Here is a 17633-nt window from a genome sequence, read left to right on the forward strand (position 1 = left end):
CGCCCCCATCACCACCGCATCAAAACCGGTTATGCGCTGGTGGCGTCCTGCACCTCGCCCACCAGTTCCTCGATGATGTCCTCCAGGAAGAGCATCCCGGTGGTCCTGCCGTCGGCGTCGAACACCCTTGCCACGTGGGCGCCCGTCCGCCGCATCGCTGCCAAAGCGTCCTCGAGGTCCGCCCCGGCGAACGCCGAGGCAAGGCGGCGCACCCTCTTGGCCGGGACCGGTCGGTGGAATTTCTCGGCCGAGGTGAGGTCCATGACGTCCTTGAGGTGCAGGTAGCCATCCGGCTCGCCGGCCGCGTTAACCAGGATGTACCGCGAGTAGCCGTGTCCTGCGACGGCCTGCTGGATGTCCGCCGGCGTGGCGGAGTTGTGCAGCAGCACCATCTCCGCCATGGGCACCTGGACGTCGGCCACCGTCTTGGCCGTGAACTCGAAGGCGTTGGTCAGGGCGCCGGTGGTGTCCTTCAGCACGCCGTCCCGGGTGGACTGCTCCACGATGGTGGCCACCTCATCCAGGGTGTACGCGCTGGTGGCCTCGTCCTTGGGCTCAACCCGGAAGAGCCGGAGGACGGAGTTGGCAATCCCGTTCAGCGTCCAGATCACCGGCTTGAACACCTTGGCCACGAACACCAGCGGCGGGGCGAGCAGGAGGGCTGCCCGGGTAGGCACCGAGAAGGAGATGTTCTTGGGCACCATCTCGCCCACCACCACGTGCAGGAACGTCACCAGCAGCAGCGCCACCACGAACGCGATGATGCTTATTGCCTCGTAGGACAATGCGGTCAGCTCCAGCGGGATTTCCAGCAGGTGGTGGATGGCGGGTTCGGACACGTTCAGGATGACCAGGGAGCAGACGGTGATGCCCAGTTGGCTGGTGGCCAGCATGAGGGTGGCGTGTTCCATGGCCCAGAGGGTGGTTTTCGCAGCCTTGCTCCCGGCTTCGGCGCGGGGTTCGATCTGGGAGCGGCGGGCCGAAATGACGGCGAACTCGGCACCCACGAAGAAGCCGTTGACCAAAAGGAGCACCACCAGCCAGATGATGCCGGGAAGATACTCACTCATGGGTCAGCTCCTGGGTCAGGTTGTCGATGATCCGGTCGTGCGGGCTGCGCGGCGGTTCGCCGGACGCTCCGGGGGTGAAACGCAGCCGTTCCACGTGCATGCCCGCCACGCGCTCCACGCGGAGGGTGCCGCCGTCGACCGCCACCTCGTCGCCCAGCTCGGGAAGCCGGTCCAGCCGGTCCGTGACGTACCCGGCCACGGTGTCGTACTCGTCCCCGTCGGGGACCTCGATGCCGGTGCGGTCCAGCAGCTCGTCCGGCCGCAGTGCGGCGTCGAACGTGACGGAACGGCCCACGCGGACCACCCCGGCCCGCGCCCGGTCGTGCTCGTCCTCCAGCTCGCCCACGATCTCCTCCACCAGGTCCTCCAGCGTGACGATCCCGGCCGTGCCGCCGTGCTCGTCGGAGACGATGGCCACCTGGAGTCCCTGGCGCCGAAGCAGGCCCAGGAGTGTGTCAACGCCCATGGATTCCGGAACCCGCAGCGGCTCGATCATGAGCTCCGCCGCGGTGGTGTCCGCACGCCGGCCAAGGGGCACGGCGAAGGCCTGCTTGACGTGCAGGAGGCCCAGGACATCATCCTTGTCACGTCCGGTGACCGGGAAACGGGAGTAGCCGGTGGAGGTGGCAAGGGCCACGATGTCCTCCGCAGTATCCGCCGCGCCCACCGCCGCCATCCGGACGCGCGGGGTCATCACGTCCGCCGCGCTGTACTCGGAGAAGCGGAGGGTGCGGTGCAGCAGGGTGGCGTGGTCCAGGTCCAGGACGCCCTCGACGGCGGACCGGCGCACCAGGGAGCTCAGCTCCTCCGCGCTCCGGGCACCCGAGAGTTCCTCCTTGGGCTCGATGCCGAAGCCGCGGATGATGCTGTTGGCCGTGTTGTTGAACAGCAGGATTACCGGCTTGAACACGGCGGTGAAGAGGGCCTGGAACGGCACCACCACCTTGGCGGTGGCCAGCGGCAGGGCCAGGGCGAAGTTCTTGGGGACAAGCTCGCCCACCACCATCGAGAAGACCGTGGCCAGGAAGATGCCGGCAACAGACCCGACGGCCGGCACCAAGGCTTCGGCCAGCCCCGCAGACTGCAGCGGGCCGCTGAGCATCCGGCTGATGGCGGGCTCAAAGGTGTAGCCCGTCAGCAGGGTGGTCAGCGTGATGCCCAGCTGCGCGCCGGAGAGGTGCGTGGAGGTGATGCGAAGGGCCTTGATGGTGGGCCCAAGCCTCTTTTCGCCGCGGGCCTGGCGGGCTTCCAGGTCATGCCGGTCCAGGTTCACCAGTGCGAACTCCGAGGCGACGAAGAAGCCGGTGCCGACGGTCAGGACCAGGCCGATGCCCAGCATGATCCATTCAAACATTGGGGCGCCCCTCTCCTGGTGTGGCCGGTGATCCGGTCAGGTGGCAGAGGGGCCAGGGCATGTGTGAAGGAGGGTCGTCCATAACCCGTTCAACTCAGCCGGGGACGGGAAGGTTCCCGGCGCCCTACCGCCGCAGTTCCAGCGCACGCTTCTGGCGGGCGCTGATGGATGAGACATAGCCGCAGTTGGTGCAGGTGATCCGGTATTTCCGGGACAAGGTAAGCACCGGGATGAAGAACAGCGCGAACCTGGTGGCCTGCTCCTCAAGGAGGTGGTGGATGAAGGCGCCGCAGTGCGGGCAGGTAGCGGTCCGTCCCGGCAGGGCCTTGTGCACGGTCTTGAACCCAAAGAGAAGAAGCATGGCGGCCTTTCGTGGTCCGGTTGCTAACCACCACCCTAGGCGGGTTTCGAAGGTGTCCGTCAGGGGTACGGGAGCTTCTGCAGTGTCTGTGTTAAATGCAATACTTGCGTGAGCAGCAATCGCCGCATTTGGGGGGACGTCTGGCACATGGTTCTGGATACGGCAACCCTGCGCATCGCTTTTGGCCTGATGGCCCTGGTGCTGGTGGTTCTGTTCTACTTTTCCGCCTACCGGGTGACGCGATCGCCGTACAGCGCCTGGTGGTGCGGCGCCCTGCTGTTCTTCCTGTCGGGATCGGCCTGTTTCCTCCTCGATGGCACGCCCAACCAGTGGTGGGCCAACCCGGCCGGGAACACCCTGCTGGTCCACGGCGGCGTCGCGGTGTGGGCAGGGGCGCGTTCGCTGCGGACAGTGCGGCCGCCCAAGTGGGCCTTCACGGGCATTCCGCTGGCCACGCTCGTTGCCTCCCTGCTCGACCATCCCGCCACCAACACCTGGTCCGGCGGTCCCGTGTTCCTCGCCGCGATGAGCTTGACTGTTGGGCTTGCGTCCCGTGAACTGTGGCGCCTTGAGCCGGGTTATTCGCGGGTCCGCATCCCCATGGCGGTGGCTGCGGGCGGACTTTCCGTTTTTTACTTCTTCCGCTGGCTGGCGTTCCTCGTGGAGGGCCCGGATGGCCCGGTGTTCGTTAATGTCTTTGGCTCGGCCATCACCACGCTGGTCACCATGGTGTTGCTGGTGGTGGTTTCCTTCAGCATGGCGGCGTTGAGCAGTGAACAGCAGACGCGTGCCCTGCGCGTGGTCGCCACCCGGGACGACCTCACGGGGCTATTGAACCGCAAGGCCTTCATGGACCTTGCTGCGGAACAGCTTGCCGACCGCAGCATCACGGGCGGCTCGGGAGCCTTGATCCTTGCCGACCTGGACCACTTCAAAGCGGTCAACGACACCTACGGCCATGCCGCCGGGGACCTGGCGCTTCAGGCCTTCGCCGACGCCTGCGTGGCAACTGTCCGATCCACCGACCTGATCGGGCGGTATGGCGGGGAAGAGTTCGTCATCCTGGTTCCGGGGGCAAGCGCGGAACGGGCAGAGACGATCGCGGAGGAAATCAGCAGGCGCCTGGCCGGCGCCAAAGCACCGGATGGCATGGAGATGCCCACCGCGAGTTACGGGATTTCCACGTACGACGCCGGAACTTTCGATGCCGATGACCTGGTCGCCTCGGCGGACGCGGCTTTGTACAGGGCCAAGTCCCTGGGCAGGAACCGCGCCGCCCGCAGCGATCGGCTGCACTAGCCCCCCTGCTTCTGCGGCGCGGTTCCGGACACCTGCCTACTTGGACTGGAGCGCGTCTGCCTGCTCAGCCAGGACCGTCAGCTCCACGCTGCCAGGCCGCTCAACGGTGCTCTCGATGGCCACCGCCGTGCCCTTGTGTGCGGACTCCAGGACGGATTCCATGACCTCCAGGGCGTGGTAGGCCAAGGCTCCGCCGGCCCTGGGCTCCATTCCCTGCGGGGTGGCGGCCAGGTCCGCGATGCCGAACCCGCGGCCGGAATCCACGTAGCCGGCGGACACGGGAAGGGTTTCCCAGTCCTCGGCGCCCAGGGAAAACAGCTGGACGTCGCCGTCGAAGTGGTTGGGGTCCGGTACCACCAGGGAGCCGCGCTCGCCGTGGATCTCGATGTTGGGGGATTTGGACTTCACGGCATCAAAGCTCATGAAGAGCGTCGAGAGCGCGCCGGATGCGTGGACCAGGACGCCGGTGACGTGGGAATCGATGTTCACGGGGACCTTCCCGCCCTGGCGCGGCCCCGAGCCGATGGTCCGCTCATTCCGCGTGTGGCTGGCCGCACCGATCACCGACACCACAGGGCCCAGCAGCGTCACGAGTGCCGTGACGTAGTAGGGGCCCATGTCCAGGAGGGGGCCGCCGCCGGGCTGGTAGTAGAAGTCAGGGTTGGGGTGCCAGCGCTCGTGGCCCGGCGTCACCATGGTGGCGGACGCCGCGATGGGTGCGCCGATCAGTCCGTCATCGATGGCTTTCCGGGCGGTCTGGATCCCGGTGCCCAGCACGGTGTCCGGTGCACAGCCGACGACGACACCTGCCTCCCGCGCCGCGTCCAGCACCCGGCGTGCTTCTTCGGTGGTGGCAGCCAGGGGTTTTTCGCCGTAAACGCTTTTTCCTGCGGCGATCGCCTTCAGTGCCACCTCTGCGTGGGCGGCGGGGATGGTCAGGTTCAGGACCAGGTCCACGTCTTCTGCGGAGAGCAGTTCGTCCACGGAGACGGCGCGGACGCCGTCGTAGTCATCCGCCACGGCCTGCGCACGTGCCGGATCCAGGTCCGCCACGGCCACCAGCTGGATCTGGTCCAGCCGGCGGAAGTTGGCGAGGTACTGCGCGATGATGGCTCCGCAGCCAACGATTCCGACTTTCAACGGCTTGCCCACAGCAGGCCCCTTTCGATGATGGTGCGTACGTTCCGGTCCTGGAGGATTTCCACGCGGTGCCCGGGGGTGGACACGAAGATCCGGCCTTTGCCCCACTGGCGGGTCCAGATGGCGGGGGATGTCACTTCGCGGTTCCAGGGGTCCCACTCGCGGACTTTTTGGGTGGTGGTGGCCAGGACGTCGATGTAGTCGTCCGACAGCACCCAGTACTGTTCGGTGATCAGGTCGAAGTCCTTGATGCCCTTGGTGATGGGGTGGTCGGCGGCGGCCGGCAGCATGTTGACGGTGTAGGGCACATAGTTGTCCGACTGCTCACCGATGCACTCATCCGGGTGCTTGCCGGGGTGGCAGGCGAACTGGCCGCCGATCAGGTGCAGGTAGTCGGAGGTGTTCCGGTAGGAATCGGCGATCCCGCCGTGCCAGCCGGCCAGGCCGGTGCCGTTCTCCACGGCTGCCCGCAGTCCGGCGAATTCGTCCTTTTCGATGGTGGTCATGGTCATGCACTGCATGATGAGGTCCACCCCTGCCATGTAGGCGGCATCGGCGTAGACCTTCGGGGATTCCTCCACCCGGACGTCGTAGCCGTTGTCCTTGAGGTAGGGGATGAAGAGCTCTGTGGCCTCGTAGGGCTGGTGGCCGTCCCAGCCGCCGCGGACCACCAGGGCGTTCTTGCGTTCTGTCATTGGGGTTTCCTTTGGTTGGCTGCCGGCTTTTGCCGGCAAGGCGTGGGGTCAGCGGCTGGCGAAAGCGGCGTCGAAGGCCGCTGCCGGCGGGGCGATCCGGGCCAGGTCCTGGACCATGGCCAGCGCCTGCGGGGCCCCGATAAGCCGGTCCATGCCGGCGTCCTCCCACTCGATGCTGGTGGGGCCCTCGTAGCCGATGGCGTTCAGGGTCCGGAAGATCCGGTTCCACTGCACGTCCCCGTGCCCTGCCGTGACGAAATCCCAGCCGCGCCGGGGATCGGCCCAGGCCAGGTGCGAGCCCAGGCGGCCGTTGCGGCCGTCGAGCTGGCGGATGGACTCCTTGACGTGGACGTGGAAAATCCTGTCCGCGAAGTCCTGCAGGAACATGACGGGGTCCAGGTCCTGCCAGATGAAGTGGGAGGGGTCGAAGTTCAGGCCGAAGTTCTCCCGGTGTCCGATCGCCTCAAGGGTGCGCTTGGCGGTCCAGTAATCGTAGGCGATTTCGGACGGGTGGACTTCCAGGGCGAACCGGACACCCACCTCGTCGAAGACGTCGAGGATGGGGTTCCAGCGGTCCGCGAAGTCCTGGTAGCCGGCGTCGATCATTTCCTGGGAGGCGGGCGGGAACATGGCCACCGCCTTCCAGATGGAGGAGCCCGTGAAGCCGGTGACAGTCTTCACCCCCAGGCGGGCAGCAGCCCTGGCGGTGTCCTTCATGGCGTCCGCTGCCCGGCGGCGTACGCCTTCGGGCGCCCCGTCACCCCAGATGTCCGCGGACAGGATGCCCTGGTGGCGCTCGTCGATGGGGTCGTCACACACCGCCTGTCCGGTCAGGTGGTTGGCGATGGCGAACACCTTCAGGTTGTTCTTTTCGAGGATGTCCAGCCGGCCCTGGAGGTAGTTGTCATCCTCGGCCGCGCGGCGCGGGTCCAGATGGTCGCCCCAGCAGGCGATCTCCAGTCCGTCGAAGCCCCACTCGCCCGCGAGCCGCGCCACTTCCTCGAAGGGCAGGTCGCCCCACTGGCCGGTAAACAGCGTGATTGGTCGTGTCATGTCTATTCCTTGGATCGCTTGAAGCTGGTCGTTGCCGTGCCGAACCGCTGCTCAGACTTTTTGCCACTGGCTGGAATTTGCGGCACTGGACTCCACAGCGGCCAGGACCCGCTGCACCTGCAGGGCGTCCGCGAAGGACGGTTCCGGTTGGCGGGCTTCGCCGATGGCCGTGACGAGGTCCACCACCTGGTGGGTGAAGCCGTGTTCATACCCCAGGCCGTGGCCGGTGGGCCACCAGTTGCCGACGTAGGGGTGCTCGGGCTCGGTGACGAAGATCTTCCGGAACCCGGCGTCGGGGGATTCGGCGGCGTCGTAGAAGGACAGGACGTTCATGTCCTCGAAGTCGAAGGCAACGGAACCCTTGGTGCCGTTGACCTCCAGCCGCATGGCGTTCTTCCTGCCCAGGGCGTAACGCGTGGCTTCAAAGACGCCGATCGCACCCGAAGCCGTGCCGCCGTCGAACTTTGCGCTGAAGATTGCCGCGTCATCAACCGTGACTTTTCCCCGCGGAGCATCGCTGCTGAGGTCGCCGTGCCCGCCGAGTCCCACCAGGTCGCCGGCCAGCGGGCGTTCCTGCACAAAGGTCTCCATCAGTGCCGAGACCCCGCTGATGTTCAGGCCCGTAACCCACTGCGCGGCGTCGATGCTGTGTGCTCCGATGTCACCCAGCGAGCCGGATCCGGACTTGCTCTTGTCCAGCCGCCAGGTCATGGGGGCGTTGGCATCGCTGAGCCAGTCCTGCAGGTATTGGGCCCTGACATGGCGGATGCCGCCCAGCCTGCCCTGTTCCACGAACCGCTTGGCCAGCGCCAGCGCCGGAGTGCGGCGGTAGCTGAAGCCGCACATGGAGAAGACGCCGTTCTTCGCCGCGGTCTCCGCGGCGAGCGTCATCCGTTCGGCTTCCTCGACGGAGTTGGCCAGCGGCTTCTCGCACAGCACGTGCTTGCCTGCTTCCAAGGCGGCGATGGCGATGTCGGCGTGCGTGTCACCGGGCGTGCAGATATCGATGAGGTCGATGTCGTCGCGCTCGATCAGGCGGCGCCAGTCCGTTTCAACCGATTTCCAGCCGAGCTTGTCTGCCGCGGAACGGACTCCCTCGGCATTCCTGCCCGCGACCGCGGTCAGCCGGGGCTGCAGGGGCAGGTCGAAAAACCGGGGTGCGGTGCGCCAGGCGTGGGAGTGGGCTGCACCCATGAAGGCGTAGCCCACCATGCCGACCCGCAGGGGTTGTGCGGTGGTCATGGAGATGTCCTTTCTTACTTGCTGAAGCCGGCGGTGAGGCCTGCGAGCAGCTGACGGCGGCCGATGACATACAGCACCAGGATGGGCAGGGTGCTGAGCACCACGGAGGCGAGCACGGCCGGGATGTTGACGCTGAATTCACCCTGGAAGGTCCACAGGCCCAGGGGCAGGACGCGCAGGCCGGGGCTCTGGGTAAGGACCAGCGGCAGCAGGAACCCGTTCCAGACGTGCAGGCCGTTGTAGATGGCAACGGTCACGATAGCCGGCCGGGTCAGGGGAAGCGCCAGGCGCCACATGGTCTGCCATTCGCTGCAGCCGTCCAGCCGCATGGACTCGAACAGTTCGTTGGGTACGTCGCGGATGAAGTTGGACAGGATCAGTACTGTGAGCGGGATGGCGAAGGCGATGGACGGCAGCATCAGGGCCAGCAGGCTGTCATACAGGTTGAGCCGGATGATCATCAGGTAGATGGGAATGATCGTGGCCTGCAGCGGAATGGCCAGTCCCATGAGGAACACGCCGTTGACCAGCTTGAGGAACCGGCCGCTGCCTCGGACGATGGCGAAGGAGGCCATGAACGAAACCAGGACCGTGGGGATCACGGAACCGAGCGTGACGATGGCACTGTTCATGAAGTACGTTGCGAAATCCGCCTCGAGGACCATCTGGTAGTTCTCCAGCGTGGGCGAGGCGGGCAGTGCCAGCGGATTCTGGCCAAAGTAGCCTGCCTGCGTTTTCAGGCTGGTGATCACCACGTAATAGACCGGCAGGATGATGATGGCGAGCCAGACCCAGCCGCCGAGGCCGCCGGGAATGTTCAGCCGCTTCAGCCGGGAACCGAGCCCCCTTGTGGCGGCCGGTGGGCCGCCAATGGTTCCGGTCCGGGCCTCCTGCGTGTTGCTCTTCAGGACGGTACTCACCCTACAAACCTTCCAATTGGCTGCCCTGCTTGTCCTTGCCTCCAAGGCGCTGGAGGAACAAGGCAAGTGCAAGGCCGATGATGACGAGAATGACGGCGATGACGCTGGCAGGGCCCATGAGGTTGGCCCGGAAGCCCCGGAGGTACATATCCAGGGCCAGGATCCGGGTGGAGTTTCCGGGTCCGCCGCCGGTGAGGACGAAGATCAGGTCGAAGTAGGTCAGCGAGCCCACCACCATCAGCGTGGAGGAGGTGATGATGGTGTACTTCAACTGGGGCAGGGTGATGTGGAAGAACTGCTTGATGGTTCCGGCGCCGTCGATCTGGGCCGCTTCATACAGCGACTTGGGAATCTGCCGCACGCCGCCCTGGTAGATGAGCGTGTGGAACGGCACGAACTGCCAGGCGATGACGAAGATGACCAGGCCCATGGCAAGGTGCGGAACCCCCAGCCAGTCCTGCGCCAGGAAGGGCAGGCCCAGGCCGGTTGCCAGGCCGAAGTTCGGGTCCAGCAGGGCCTTGAAGGCGATGGCGACGGCGGCCGAGGACAGCAGCAGGGGCAGGAAGTACAGCACTGCCAGGGCGGCACGGTACCGCTGGCTTCCTGCCGTGAAGACCCCCAGCAGGAGGCTGATGGGGGTCTGGACCAGCCACGAGACGATCATGATCAGGAAGGTCAAGCCCAGGGCGTTGTACAGCCCCGGGTCTGCCAGCACGGAGAACCAGTTGTCCAGCCCCGCCGCCCCGATGGCACCGATCCCGTCCCAGCTGGTGAAGCTGAGGATGAGCACGCCGGCCAACGGGATGACGGCGAACACCAGGAAGAAGAACAGGGCAGGCAGTGTCAGCCAGGCCAAGGCGGCCTTGCGCTGTTCGGTCTGCCTGGATTCCTTGATCCTGGCAGTGGCCCGCGGGGCGGTGGAGACGGCGTTACTCATTTCCCGAGGGTGCCGTTCATGTTCTCGGCGAACTGCTGCGGCGTAATCGACTTCAGGAAGAGCTGGTCGATGTTGTTCAGCAGGGCTTCGGCGGCGGTGGGGCTCAGCGCCTGGTCCCAGGATTGCTGGAAGTTCGGGGCGTTCTTAGCCATGTCGTAGACAAAGTTAAGGAACTCTTTGTCCTCGGACGTATTCAGCTTGTCTTCGATGCCGTTGACGATGGGCACCGAGCCGGAGTTGATGTAGGCGTCGATCACGGTCTCGGTCAGGATGCCGTCCTTGAAGAACTTCTTGGCGGATTCCTTTTCCTTGTCGCTGGCCTTGGAGGAGATGGACATGTAGGCCGCGGGGTTTCCCACGCCGTTCTTTGGATCGCCCTTCCCGCCGGCAATGGTGGGGAAGGGGACGAAGCCCAGTTTGCCGTTCTGGACGAAGTTCTGGCCGGCCTTCTTCATGGCACCGTAGGTCCAGGAACCGTGCAGCATCATGGCGGCCTTGCCGGAAAACAGCAGTGCCTGGTCTGCCTGCGAGTCTGCGGTAATGGAGGAGAAGCCCTTGATGAAGCCGTCGGCGGAGACCAGCTCCTGCACCTTGGTGCCGGTCTCGATCACCGCCGGGTCCATCCAGGCATTGGGCTTGCCTTCGAAGATCGCCTTGAAGACTTCCGGGCCGCCAATGCGGTCCAGCAGGTACTCAAGCCACATCATCGAGGTCCAGCGGGACTGGCCGCCCAGGGAGAAGGGAGCCACGCCCATGTCGTTGAAAGTCTTGACCAGGGACATGATGTCTTCCCACGTCTTGGGCGGCTGGACGCCTGCCTTCTGGAACAGGTCCTTGTTGTAGAACAGGACAATCGGGGCCACGTACTGGTTGGGCAGTGCGTAGATCTTGCCGTTGATCGTGGCGGCGCCGAAGGAGGACGGGAAGAACTTGTTCTTCACGTCCGGGTTCTGCTCGAACCAGCTGGTCAGGTCCTCGACCTGGTTGGCCTCGGCGTACGTCTTCAGGCCACCGCCGCCCCAGCCGTAAATGATGGTTGGCGCCTGGTTGGCGCCGATGGCGGTCTTGATCTTGGTCTTGTAGGCGTCGTTCTGGAAGTAGGTGACGTTGATCTTGTCAGCGGAGTTGGCCGAATTGAATGCATCCACCGCCTTCTGCATGGTGGTCTGGTTCGGTTCACCGGACAGGTACCACATGCTGGCGCCTCCACCGCCGCTGGAGGCGCCCGGACCTGACGTTCCGCAGGCAGTCGTTGCGGCAACGGCAAAGGGAGTAAGGGCAGCGAGGGCGAGGAAAGAGCGCCGGGACGTCTGGGGTTGCTTCATTGCTTCTCCATTGTGAATTTGCAGTCGAGGTACGGGGCATCAGCTCCGACGTTCATTCGAAACATTTCGAATGGTGATATAAGTCACGGTGTAAACTAAAGCCCGAAATATCCGCGTGGTCAAGGGATCGTAGAGGATCCTTTTCCCTGGATCCCGGAAACCGGGCCGTGCTTGACGTTCGAAGCCCGCTTCCTCAAAATGAATGCACTCTCCATCTTCGAAAGATTGCGAACCAATGACCACCAAATTGCCTGAGCGGACAAAGCCAACGCTCGCCACCGTTGCCAGGCAGGCAGGGGTCTCGGCTCCAACTGTTTCCAAGGTGGTGAATGGCCGGGACGACGTAGCTCCCGAAACCAGGGCGCGGATCCTCGCGGTACTGGAGCAGGCGGGGTACCAATCGCCCGTGCAGCGCCGCGCAGCCGCGGAAAGTTCCACCGTGGTGGAAGTGGTCATCGACGTCCTTGATTCCGCCTACACCATCCAGGTCCTGAACGGCATCCTGCAGTTCGCGGCCGGCGCCGACGTCGAAATCCTCGTGAGTGTGACCGGCCAGTCCACCGTTGGGCCGCACAGCCCCGAACGCCGCGCCCAGCGCATCCTGGAAGAGGGCAGGGCGGGAATGATCGTGGTCACCTCAGCCTTCAGCGAGGCCCAGCTGAATGCGTTCCGGCGCCGCCAGATTCCGGTGGTGGTCATCGACCCGCTCAATCCGCCCTCCGCTGACGTGGTCAGCGTCGGCGCGACGAACTGGGCCGGCGGCAAGGCGGCCACCGAGCATCTGTTGGGGCTGGGGCACCGCCGCATCGCCTACATCGGCGGGATCGAGAGAGCTGAATGCAACCAGGCGCGGCTTCACGGTTACATGGCCGCCCTGATGGCTGCCGGCGTGCCGGTGGACCCCCGGTACATTGTCTCCGGGGGCCGGTTCCGGACCGAGAGCGGGGTCAGGGGACTCAAAGCACTGCTGCAGCTTGATGAACTTCCCACCGCCATTTTTGCCGGAAGCGACGCGATCGCCCTGGGCGTCCTGAGTGAGGCGCGGCACCACGGGATCAGGGTTCCCGAGGACATCAGCCTCATCGGTTTCGACGGCACCAACCAGGGCGAGCAGTCCGTCCCTTCCTTGAGCTCGGTGGCCCAGCCCCTTGAGGAGATGGGACGGGCTGCCCTGAGGTCGCTGCTGCGCCAGGCGCGCGGTGAGGTCCTCGATTCGCACCGGGTGGAGCTGGCCACCCACGTGATTGTCCGCGAGTCCACCGCCCCTCCCGCCGCCTGAGTGAGTGCGGGGGCGGGGCGCCCGGGGCGTCAGGCGGGCTTCCCCGCCAGCTGTTCGCGCCCGGGTTTCCCGGTAGTGGCCGGGCGCGGCCCCACTGACCCGCGCCGCACCAGGGTTGCCGTGAACTGTGCGGGAGCGGCGGGCGGGAGCCCCTCCATTTGCCGGATCAGCGCCTTCGCTGCCGCCACTCCCATGTTGTAGACGGGCTGGGCGATGACTGTGAGGGGCGGGGTTGTCAGCCTGGTCCACGCAAAGTCGTCGTACATCAGGAATGAAACATCCGCTGGAATGGACAGGCCCAGTTCCTGGATCGCTTCCACAACGCTGAGGGCGATGAGGCCGTCGGACGCCACCGCGGCCGTGGCCCGGTCCGGACCCCTGAGCACTTCCCGGGTAATGCTGCGGATGGAGTCTTCATCGCCCGCGTTCAACCGGACCAGGTCCTCCGGAAAAGCCAGCCCGGATTCCAGGAAGGCCTCCCGCATGCCTTCGATACGGTCGGCAATCTGTGAGGACTCCAGCGTCATTCCGGGGGTGTACGGGGCATTAGTCCTCAACGTGGAAATGAAGGCGATCCGGCGGTGGCCCGCATCCAGCAGGTACCGCGTAGCCTCGCGCGAAATCCGTGCCATGTCCACGGCCATGGTCTCAACCGGCATGTCCCCGGCAGTGCGGTCGATGAAGACCATGGGCCGGCCTGACCGGTGCACCTCCTGGAGGTGTCCGGTGTCCACCGAGGACGCAGGAGCGACGATCAGCCCGTCCACGCGCTTGTCCAGCAGCACCCGCACTGCGTCCACTTCCGCCTCGCGGTCCTCGTCCGTATTGACCAGGATGACGTTGTAGCCGGCCTTCTTTGCCGTGTCCGTGATGCCCCGGGTTGCCAGTCCAAAGTGGGGGTTTTCGATGTCACCCACCACCACGCCGATGGTGTGCGACTTGCCCGTATTCATGCTGCGCGCAAGCTCATTGGGCCGGTAGGAAAGGGCCTCCGCCGCGGCCAGGACGCGCTCGCGGACGTCGTCGCTGACGGCGCCGTAATTGCCCAACGCGCGGGCTGCCTGGGCCTTGGAGACCTGGGCTGCCTTTGCGACGTCCGCAACGGTGACGTCCCGCCGCCGTGCTCCTTCAGCGCTCATCTTCACCTTTCGAAGAGGCTGTTGACGCCCCCTGTGACTTCCGCTACATTTCTATCCATCGATGTGAGTCCGGTCTCAATCTTAGGGTGTGAGACCGGACTCAACAAGAGCATCGGCGACTTTCTTCGGCGGCCCTGACAGCACCGCCTCCCTCCCAACGATTGGACAACGCTGTGAAGAAAAAGAACCTCCGCCCGGCCGGTATCGCCGCCGCGGCACTGGCTGCGGTCCTGGCGCTCTCCGGCTGCAGCTCCACCTCCCCCGCTTCCACCACGGAGAACAACCCTTACGGACTGATCCAGCCGGGCACCATCCGCGTGGCCAGCCTGGGCGACTCCAAGCCGTACACCTTCGCCGACGCGTCCGGTAATTTCACCGGCTTCGACGTCGAACTGTTCAAGGATGTGGCCCACCGGGCCGGTGTGGACAACGTCGTCTTCACCGGACAGGACTTCTCCGGCCTCCTGGCCGCAGTGGCCAACGGGCAGTTCGACGCCGGTGTTGCCGCGATCGGCATCACGGACAAGCGGAAGGAAACCGTGGACTTCTCGGACGGCTACCTGGCCGGTTACCTGACGGTGATCACCACCAAGACGTCGGGCATCACAAGCGCTGAGGGCCTGGCCGGCAAGCGCCTGGGCGTGGTCCAGGGAACCCTGCAGGAAGCGTACGCCGTCAAGAACTTCACCTCGGCCAGTCTGGTCCGCTTCCCGGACAACAACACCGCCATCGCGGCCGTGAACAGCGGCAGCGTGGACGCCCACTTCCTGGATTACGAGGCAGCGAAGGCCTACGAGGACCAGCACGGCCTGGTCAGCGCCGCGGACATCCCGTCCTTCGACGCTCCGGCCGGGTTCGCCGTCGCCAAGGGTAAGACCGCCTTCAAGGAAGCCCTGAACAAGGGCTTGGCCGCAGCCATGGAGGACGGCACCTGGAAGAAGCTCTACCAGAAATGGTTCCCGGGCTCCCCGATGCCCAAGCAGTACCTGCCCAAGGCCGAACAGGCCGCCTCCGCCTCACCCGCGCCCAGCAAGTAGCCCGCGCGCACCAGCCCTCCGGCTTCACTGCCGGGGCGGGCCCCGCTGGCCGCGGCCCGCCCCGGCACCTCCACCCAATCTACGTCTGAGAGCAACCATGGACTGGTTCAACACCATCATCCGTACTTTCTTCGACTTCGGCGCTATGGCCGAGGTCCTGCCCCAACTGTTGGCGGTCGGCCTGCTGAACACGCTGATCATCTCCATCGCCGCCACCGTCCTTGGCACGGTGCTGGGGATGGTGGTGGCCGTTATGGGCATCTCACCCTCGAAATGGCTGCGGGTTCCGGCCCGGATCTACACCGACCTTTTCCGGGGCCTGCCGGCCATCCTGACCATCCTGCTGATCGGCCAGGGCTTCGCCCGGCTCAGCCAATCGATCTTCGGGCCGTCACCTTACCCGCTGGGCATCATCGCACTGAGCCTGATCGCCAGCGCCTACATCGGCGAGATCTTCCGCGCCGGCATCCTCAGCGTGGACAAGGGCCAGGGCGAGGCCTGCCGCGCCCTGGGGATGAGCTACGCCAAGTCCATGGCCCTGGTGGTGGTGCCCCAAGGCGTACGCCGGGTGCTTCCGGCTCTGGTGAACCAGTTCATCGCGATCGTCAAGGACTCCTCCCTGGTGTACTTCCTGGGCCTGCTGGTCACCGAACGCGAACTCTTCCGCGTGGGCCAGGACGCCGCCGTGCTCTCCGGCAACCTCTCACCTCTGGTCGCGGCAGGCCTGTTCTACCTGGTCATCACCGTCCCGCTGACGCACCTGGTAAACCACTTCGACAACAAGTTCCGCACCGGACGCCGCCGGGCCGCGCCACCCACCAGCGGGCTGAAGGAAGTCAAGGAACTCGACGCGGCCTCGCCGCTCACCACCGGGAGCAACACATGAACACCCCCGCACAAAACACCACCACAGCAGGCCGCATCGGGGCCCCGACCTTCCACGGCTCCAGCCTGGAACTGCACAACGTCACCATGGCCTACGGCGACATCGACGTCCTGCGCAACGTCAGCCTCACGGTCGCCCCCGGAACCACCACCTGCATCATCGGCCCCTCCGGCTCCGGCAAATCCACCCTGCTGCGGGGCATCAACCGCCTCCACGAACCCAAAAGCGGCGACGTGCTGCTCGCCGGCGACAGCACCCTGGGCACCAACCCGGACACCCTGCGCACCCGCATCGGCATGGTCTTCCAGCACTTCAACCTCTTCCCCGACCACACCGCGGAAGAAAACGTTGCCCTGGCCCTCTGGGCCGTCAAGGGCATGCCCAGGGCCCAGGCCATGGATCGCGCCCGCCAACGCCTGGCCGAAGTAGGCCTCGCCGAACGCGCCGACCACCGCCCCCGCGATCTCTCCGGCGGCCAGCAGCAGCGCGTCGCCATTGCCCGCGCCCTGGCCATGGAACCCGAAGTCATGCTCTTCGACGAAGCAACCAGCGCCCTGGACCCTGAGCTGGTCAAGGGCGTCCTGAACCTCATGGCGGGCCTGGGCCGCCGCGGCATGACCATGCTGGTGGTCACCCACGAAATGGGCTTCGCCCGCAAAGTTGCCGACCAGGTGGTCTTCATGGACGAAGGTGAAGTGGTCGAAGCAGGCACTCCCACCCAACTCTTCGACAACCCCCGCAGCGAACGCCTCCAGCGCTTCCTTTCCGAGGTGCTCTGATGGGTACGGTTCCCGCTGCACCCATCCGGACCGCCGTCGTCGGCTTTGGGATCTCCGGAAAGGTCTTCCACGCGCCGCTGATCGCGGCCAACCCGGATTTCTCGCTCGACGTGATCCTGACGGCCCGGCCCGGGCGCGCGGCCGAGGCGGCACGCCTCTACCCACGGGCACGGATCGTTGGAACTCCAGAAGAGCTTTTCGCCCTGTCCGCGGACCTGGACCTGGTCATCCTGGGCACCCCGCCGCACACCCACTTCGGACTGGCCGCGACGGCCATCGCTCATGGCCTGCACGTGGTGGTGGACAAGCCGTTCGTGCCCACGTCCGCCCTGGGTGGGGAACTGCTCAGCAGGGCGGACGACGGCGGGGTGCGGCTTACGGTGTTCCAGAACCGCCGGTGGGATGCAGACTTCCTTACCCTCCGGAAGATCCTGGCCTCGGGAGCGCTGGGGCAGGTCAGCAGCTTCGAATCACGGTTCGAGTGGTGGCGGCCGGAAGGGTTTGGGAACTGGCGGGACACCGTGTCCCTTGCCGAGGGCGGCGGCATCCTGCACGACCTGGGAGCCCACCTGATCGACCAGGCCATCCAGTTGTTTGGCCCGGTGGAACGGAGCTACGGCGAGACGGCCAACCGCGGGAAACATCCGGACGCTGCCGACACTGAGGCCTTCGTGTCACTGCTGCATGCCTCCGGAGTACGCTCCCGGCTGTGGATGAACGGCATGGCCGCCCAGGCGGGCGCCCGCTTCCACGTCCTCGGCTCCGCGGCCGGGTACACCAAGTGGGGTCTTGACGGCCAGGAACCTGCGCTCGCAGCGGGTATGCCGCCGTCGGATCCGGCATATGGCCTCGATCCCCAGGAGTCTTGGGGGCTCCTGGGCATCGATGGTGCAACGTCCCCCGTTCCTGCCGAACGCGGCGCCTACCCGCAGTTTTACGTGCAACTGGCCGCAGCCCTGCACGGGGAGGGGCCGCTGCCCGTCGACCCCGCCGGCCCCCTCGAAGTACTGAAAGTCATCGAGGGGATCCACGCCCTGGCCTGAGGCTCCCCCCAACTCTTCTCCATGACGCACCGTTCGCGTCCAACCCAGAACCACGAATTCCACAGAAAGGGACA

Annotated in this window: 17 protein-coding genes; 6 read left to right on the forward strand and 11 right to left on the reverse strand. The window is 65.7% G+C overall.

Annotated elements, in window-relative coordinates; all coding sequences use genetic code 11:
- Positions 1-29 precede the first annotated feature (29 nt).
- The 3 genes from MRBLMD1_RS06950 to MRBLMD1_RS06960 all read right to left on the reverse strand — a co-directional run bounded on the left by MRBLMD1_RS06950 (position 30) and on the right by MRBLMD1_RS06960 (position 2785).
- Positions 30-1070 (reverse strand): hemolysin family protein, encoded by a 1041-nt coding sequence (locus MRBLMD1_RS06950; RefSeq protein ID WP_364398429.1) that lies wholly within the window; start codon positions 1068-1070, stop codon positions 30-32.
- Positions 1063-2424 (reverse strand): hemolysin family protein, encoded by a 1362-nt coding sequence (locus MRBLMD1_RS06955; RefSeq protein WP_364398431.1) that lies wholly within the window; start codon positions 2422-2424, stop codon positions 1063-1065. The genes MRBLMD1_RS06950 and MRBLMD1_RS06955 overlap by 8 nt, the downstream gene beginning before the upstream one ends.
- Positions 2425-2548: 124 nt before the next feature.
- Positions 2549-2785, reverse strand: coding sequence for a zinc-ribbon domain-containing protein (locus MRBLMD1_RS06960; protein ID WP_364398433.1), 237 nt, complete (start codon positions 2783-2785; stop codon positions 2549-2551).
- A gap of 147 nt (positions 2786-2932) precedes the next feature.
- On the opposite strand from MRBLMD1_RS06960, the gene MRBLMD1_RS06965 reads away from it, so the two are divergent.
- A complete protein-coding gene (locus MRBLMD1_RS06965) occupies positions 2933-4084 on the forward strand; it encodes a GGDEF domain-containing protein (protein ID WP_159635973.1) in 1152 nt (383 codons plus the stop codon).
- Between the two features lie 36 nt (positions 4085-4120).
- On the opposite strand, the gene MRBLMD1_RS06970 is transcribed toward MRBLMD1_RS06965, so the two are convergent.
- Genes MRBLMD1_RS06970 through MRBLMD1_RS07000 form a run of 7 tightly spaced genes read right to left on the reverse strand, consistent with a single transcriptional unit; the run spans position 4121 to position 11396 of the window.
- The gene (locus MRBLMD1_RS06970) at positions 4121-5236 is read right to left on the reverse strand and encodes a Gfo/Idh/MocA family protein (RefSeq protein ID WP_159634897.1); all 1116 of its coding nucleotides are present in this window, start codon (positions 5234-5236) and stop codon (positions 4121-4123) included.
- Entirely contained in the window at positions 5221-5919 is a 699-nt protein-coding gene (locus MRBLMD1_RS06975; protein ID WP_275181352.1) for a ThuA domain-containing protein, read from the reverse strand. Before MRBLMD1_RS06975 ends, MRBLMD1_RS06970 begins: the two co-directional genes overlap by 16 nt.
- Before the next feature lie 48 nt (positions 5920-5967).
- A complete protein-coding gene (locus tag MRBLMD1_RS06980; protein ID WP_364398436.1) occupies positions 5968-6972 on the reverse strand; it encodes a sugar phosphate isomerase/epimerase family protein in 1005 nt (334 codons plus the stop codon).
- Positions 6973-7023: 51 nt separating this feature from the next.
- Positions 7024-8214 carry a Gfo/Idh/MocA family protein gene (locus MRBLMD1_RS06985; protein WP_364398438.1) on the reverse strand — a complete coding sequence of 397 codons (1191 nt, stop codon included), beginning with the start codon at positions 8212-8214 and terminating at the stop codon, positions 7024-7026.
- Positions 8215-8228: 14 nt separating this feature from the next.
- Complete coding sequence (locus tag MRBLMD1_RS06990) at positions 8229-9134, reverse strand: carbohydrate ABC transporter permease (protein ID WP_364398440.1); 906 nt, start codon at positions 9132-9134, stop codon at positions 8229-8231.
- A 1-nt stretch (position 9135) separates the two neighbouring features.
- On the reverse strand, positions 9136-10071 hold the full coding sequence (locus tag MRBLMD1_RS06995; protein WP_364398442.1) for a carbohydrate ABC transporter permease: 936 nt from the start codon (positions 10069-10071) through the stop codon (positions 9136-9138).
- On the reverse strand, positions 10068-11396 hold the full coding sequence (locus MRBLMD1_RS07000; RefSeq protein WP_159634879.1) for an extracellular solute-binding protein: 1329 nt from the start codon (positions 11394-11396) through the stop codon (positions 10068-10070). The genes MRBLMD1_RS06995 and MRBLMD1_RS07000 overlap by 4 nt, the downstream gene beginning before the upstream one ends.
- Before the next feature lie 235 nt (positions 11397-11631).
- Between MRBLMD1_RS07000 and MRBLMD1_RS07005 the strand changes: the two genes are divergently transcribed.
- A complete protein-coding gene (locus MRBLMD1_RS07005) occupies positions 11632-12675 on the forward strand; it encodes a LacI family DNA-binding transcriptional regulator (RefSeq protein ID WP_159634876.1) in 1044 nt (347 codons plus the stop codon).
- A gap of 29 nt (positions 12676-12704) precedes the next feature.
- Here the strand turns inward: MRBLMD1_RS07005 and MRBLMD1_RS07010 are convergent, their stop codons facing one another.
- A complete protein-coding gene (locus tag MRBLMD1_RS07010) occupies positions 12705-13814 on the reverse strand; it encodes a LacI family DNA-binding transcriptional regulator (protein WP_364398445.1) in 1110 nt (369 codons plus the stop codon).
- A 173-nt stretch (positions 13815-13987) separates the two neighbouring features.
- On the opposite strand from MRBLMD1_RS07010, the gene MRBLMD1_RS07015 reads away from it, so the two are divergent.
- The 4 genes from MRBLMD1_RS07015 (at position 13988) to MRBLMD1_RS07030 (ending at position 17559) form a co-directional block, all read left to right on the forward strand.
- On the forward strand, positions 13988-14851 hold the full coding sequence (locus MRBLMD1_RS07015) for an ABC transporter substrate-binding protein (RefSeq protein ID WP_364398447.1): 864 nt from the start codon (positions 13988-13990) through the stop codon (positions 14849-14851).
- Positions 14852-14948: 97 nt separating this feature from the next.
- Positions 14949-15737 carry an amino acid ABC transporter permease gene (locus tag MRBLMD1_RS07020; protein ID WP_159634867.1) on the forward strand — a complete coding sequence of 263 codons (789 nt, stop codon included), beginning with the start codon at positions 14949-14951 and terminating at the stop codon, positions 15735-15737.
- Positions 15734-16516, forward strand: coding sequence for an amino acid ABC transporter ATP-binding protein (locus MRBLMD1_RS07025; RefSeq protein ID WP_364398450.1), 783 nt, complete (start codon positions 15734-15736; stop codon positions 16514-16516). Before MRBLMD1_RS07020 ends, MRBLMD1_RS07025 begins: the two co-directional genes overlap by 4 nt.
- Positions 16516-17559 (forward strand): Gfo/Idh/MocA family protein, encoded by a 1044-nt coding sequence (locus MRBLMD1_RS07030; protein WP_364398452.1) that lies wholly within the window; start codon positions 16516-16518, stop codon positions 17557-17559. The genes MRBLMD1_RS07025 and MRBLMD1_RS07030 overlap by 1 nt, the downstream gene beginning before the upstream one ends.
- Positions 17560-17633: the final 74 nt, after the last annotated feature.

The sequence above is a fragment of the Pseudarthrobacter sp. LMD1-1-1.1 genome, assembly GCF_040676255.1.
Taxonomy (GTDB): Bacteria; Actinomycetota; Actinomycetes; order Actinomycetales; family Micrococcaceae; genus Arthrobacter.

Coding starts and splice junctions, on each gene's coding strand:
- MRBLMD1_RS07005 (WP_159634876.1), top strand. CDS start 11,632: ATGACCACCAAATTGCCTGAGCGGACAAAGCCAACGCTCGCCACCGTT.
- MRBLMD1_RS06965 (WP_159635973.1), top strand. CDS start 2,933: ATGGTTCTGGATACGGCAACCCTGCGCATCGCTTTTGGCCTGATGGCC.
- MRBLMD1_RS06975 (WP_275181352.1), bottom strand. CDS start 5,919: ATGACAGAACGCAAGAACGCCCTGGTGGTCCGCGGCGGCTGGGACGGC.
- MRBLMD1_RS07030 (WP_364398452.1), top strand. CDS start 16,516: ATGGGTACGGTTCCCGCTGCACCCATCCGGACCGCCGTCGTCGGCTTT.
- MRBLMD1_RS07020 (WP_159634867.1), top strand. CDS start 14,949: ATGGACTGGTTCAACACCATCATCCGTACTTTCTTCGACTTCGGCGCT.
- MRBLMD1_RS06960 (WP_364398433.1), bottom strand. CDS start 2,785: ATGCTTCTTCTCTTTGGGTTCAAGACCGTGCACAAGGCCCTGCCGGGA.
- MRBLMD1_RS07010 (WP_364398445.1), bottom strand. CDS start 13,814: ATGAGCGCTGAAGGAGCACGGCGGCGGGACGTCACCGTTGCGGACGTC.
- MRBLMD1_RS07000 (WP_159634879.1), bottom strand. CDS start 11,396: ATGAAGCAACCCCAGACGTCCCGGCGCTCTTTCCTCGCCCTCGCTGCC.
- MRBLMD1_RS06980 (WP_364398436.1), bottom strand. CDS start 6,972: ATGACACGACCAATCACGCTGTTTACCGGCCAGTGGGGCGACCTGCCC.
- MRBLMD1_RS06955 (WP_364398431.1), bottom strand. CDS start 2,424: ATGTTTGAATGGATCATGCTGGGCATCGGCCTGGTCCTGACCGTCGGC.
- MRBLMD1_RS06950 (WP_364398429.1), bottom strand. CDS start 1,070: ATGAGTGAGTATCTTCCCGGCATCATCTGGCTGGTGGTGCTCCTTTTG.
- MRBLMD1_RS06985 (WP_364398438.1), bottom strand. CDS start 8,214: ATGACCACCGCACAACCCCTGCGGGTCGGCATGGTGGGCTACGCCTTC.
- MRBLMD1_RS06995 (WP_364398442.1), bottom strand. CDS start 10,071: ATGAGTAACGCCGTCTCCACCGCCCCGCGGGCCACTGCCAGGATCAAG.
- MRBLMD1_RS07025 (WP_364398450.1), top strand. CDS start 15,734: ATGAACACCCCCGCACAAAACACCACCACAGCAGGCCGCATCGGGGCC.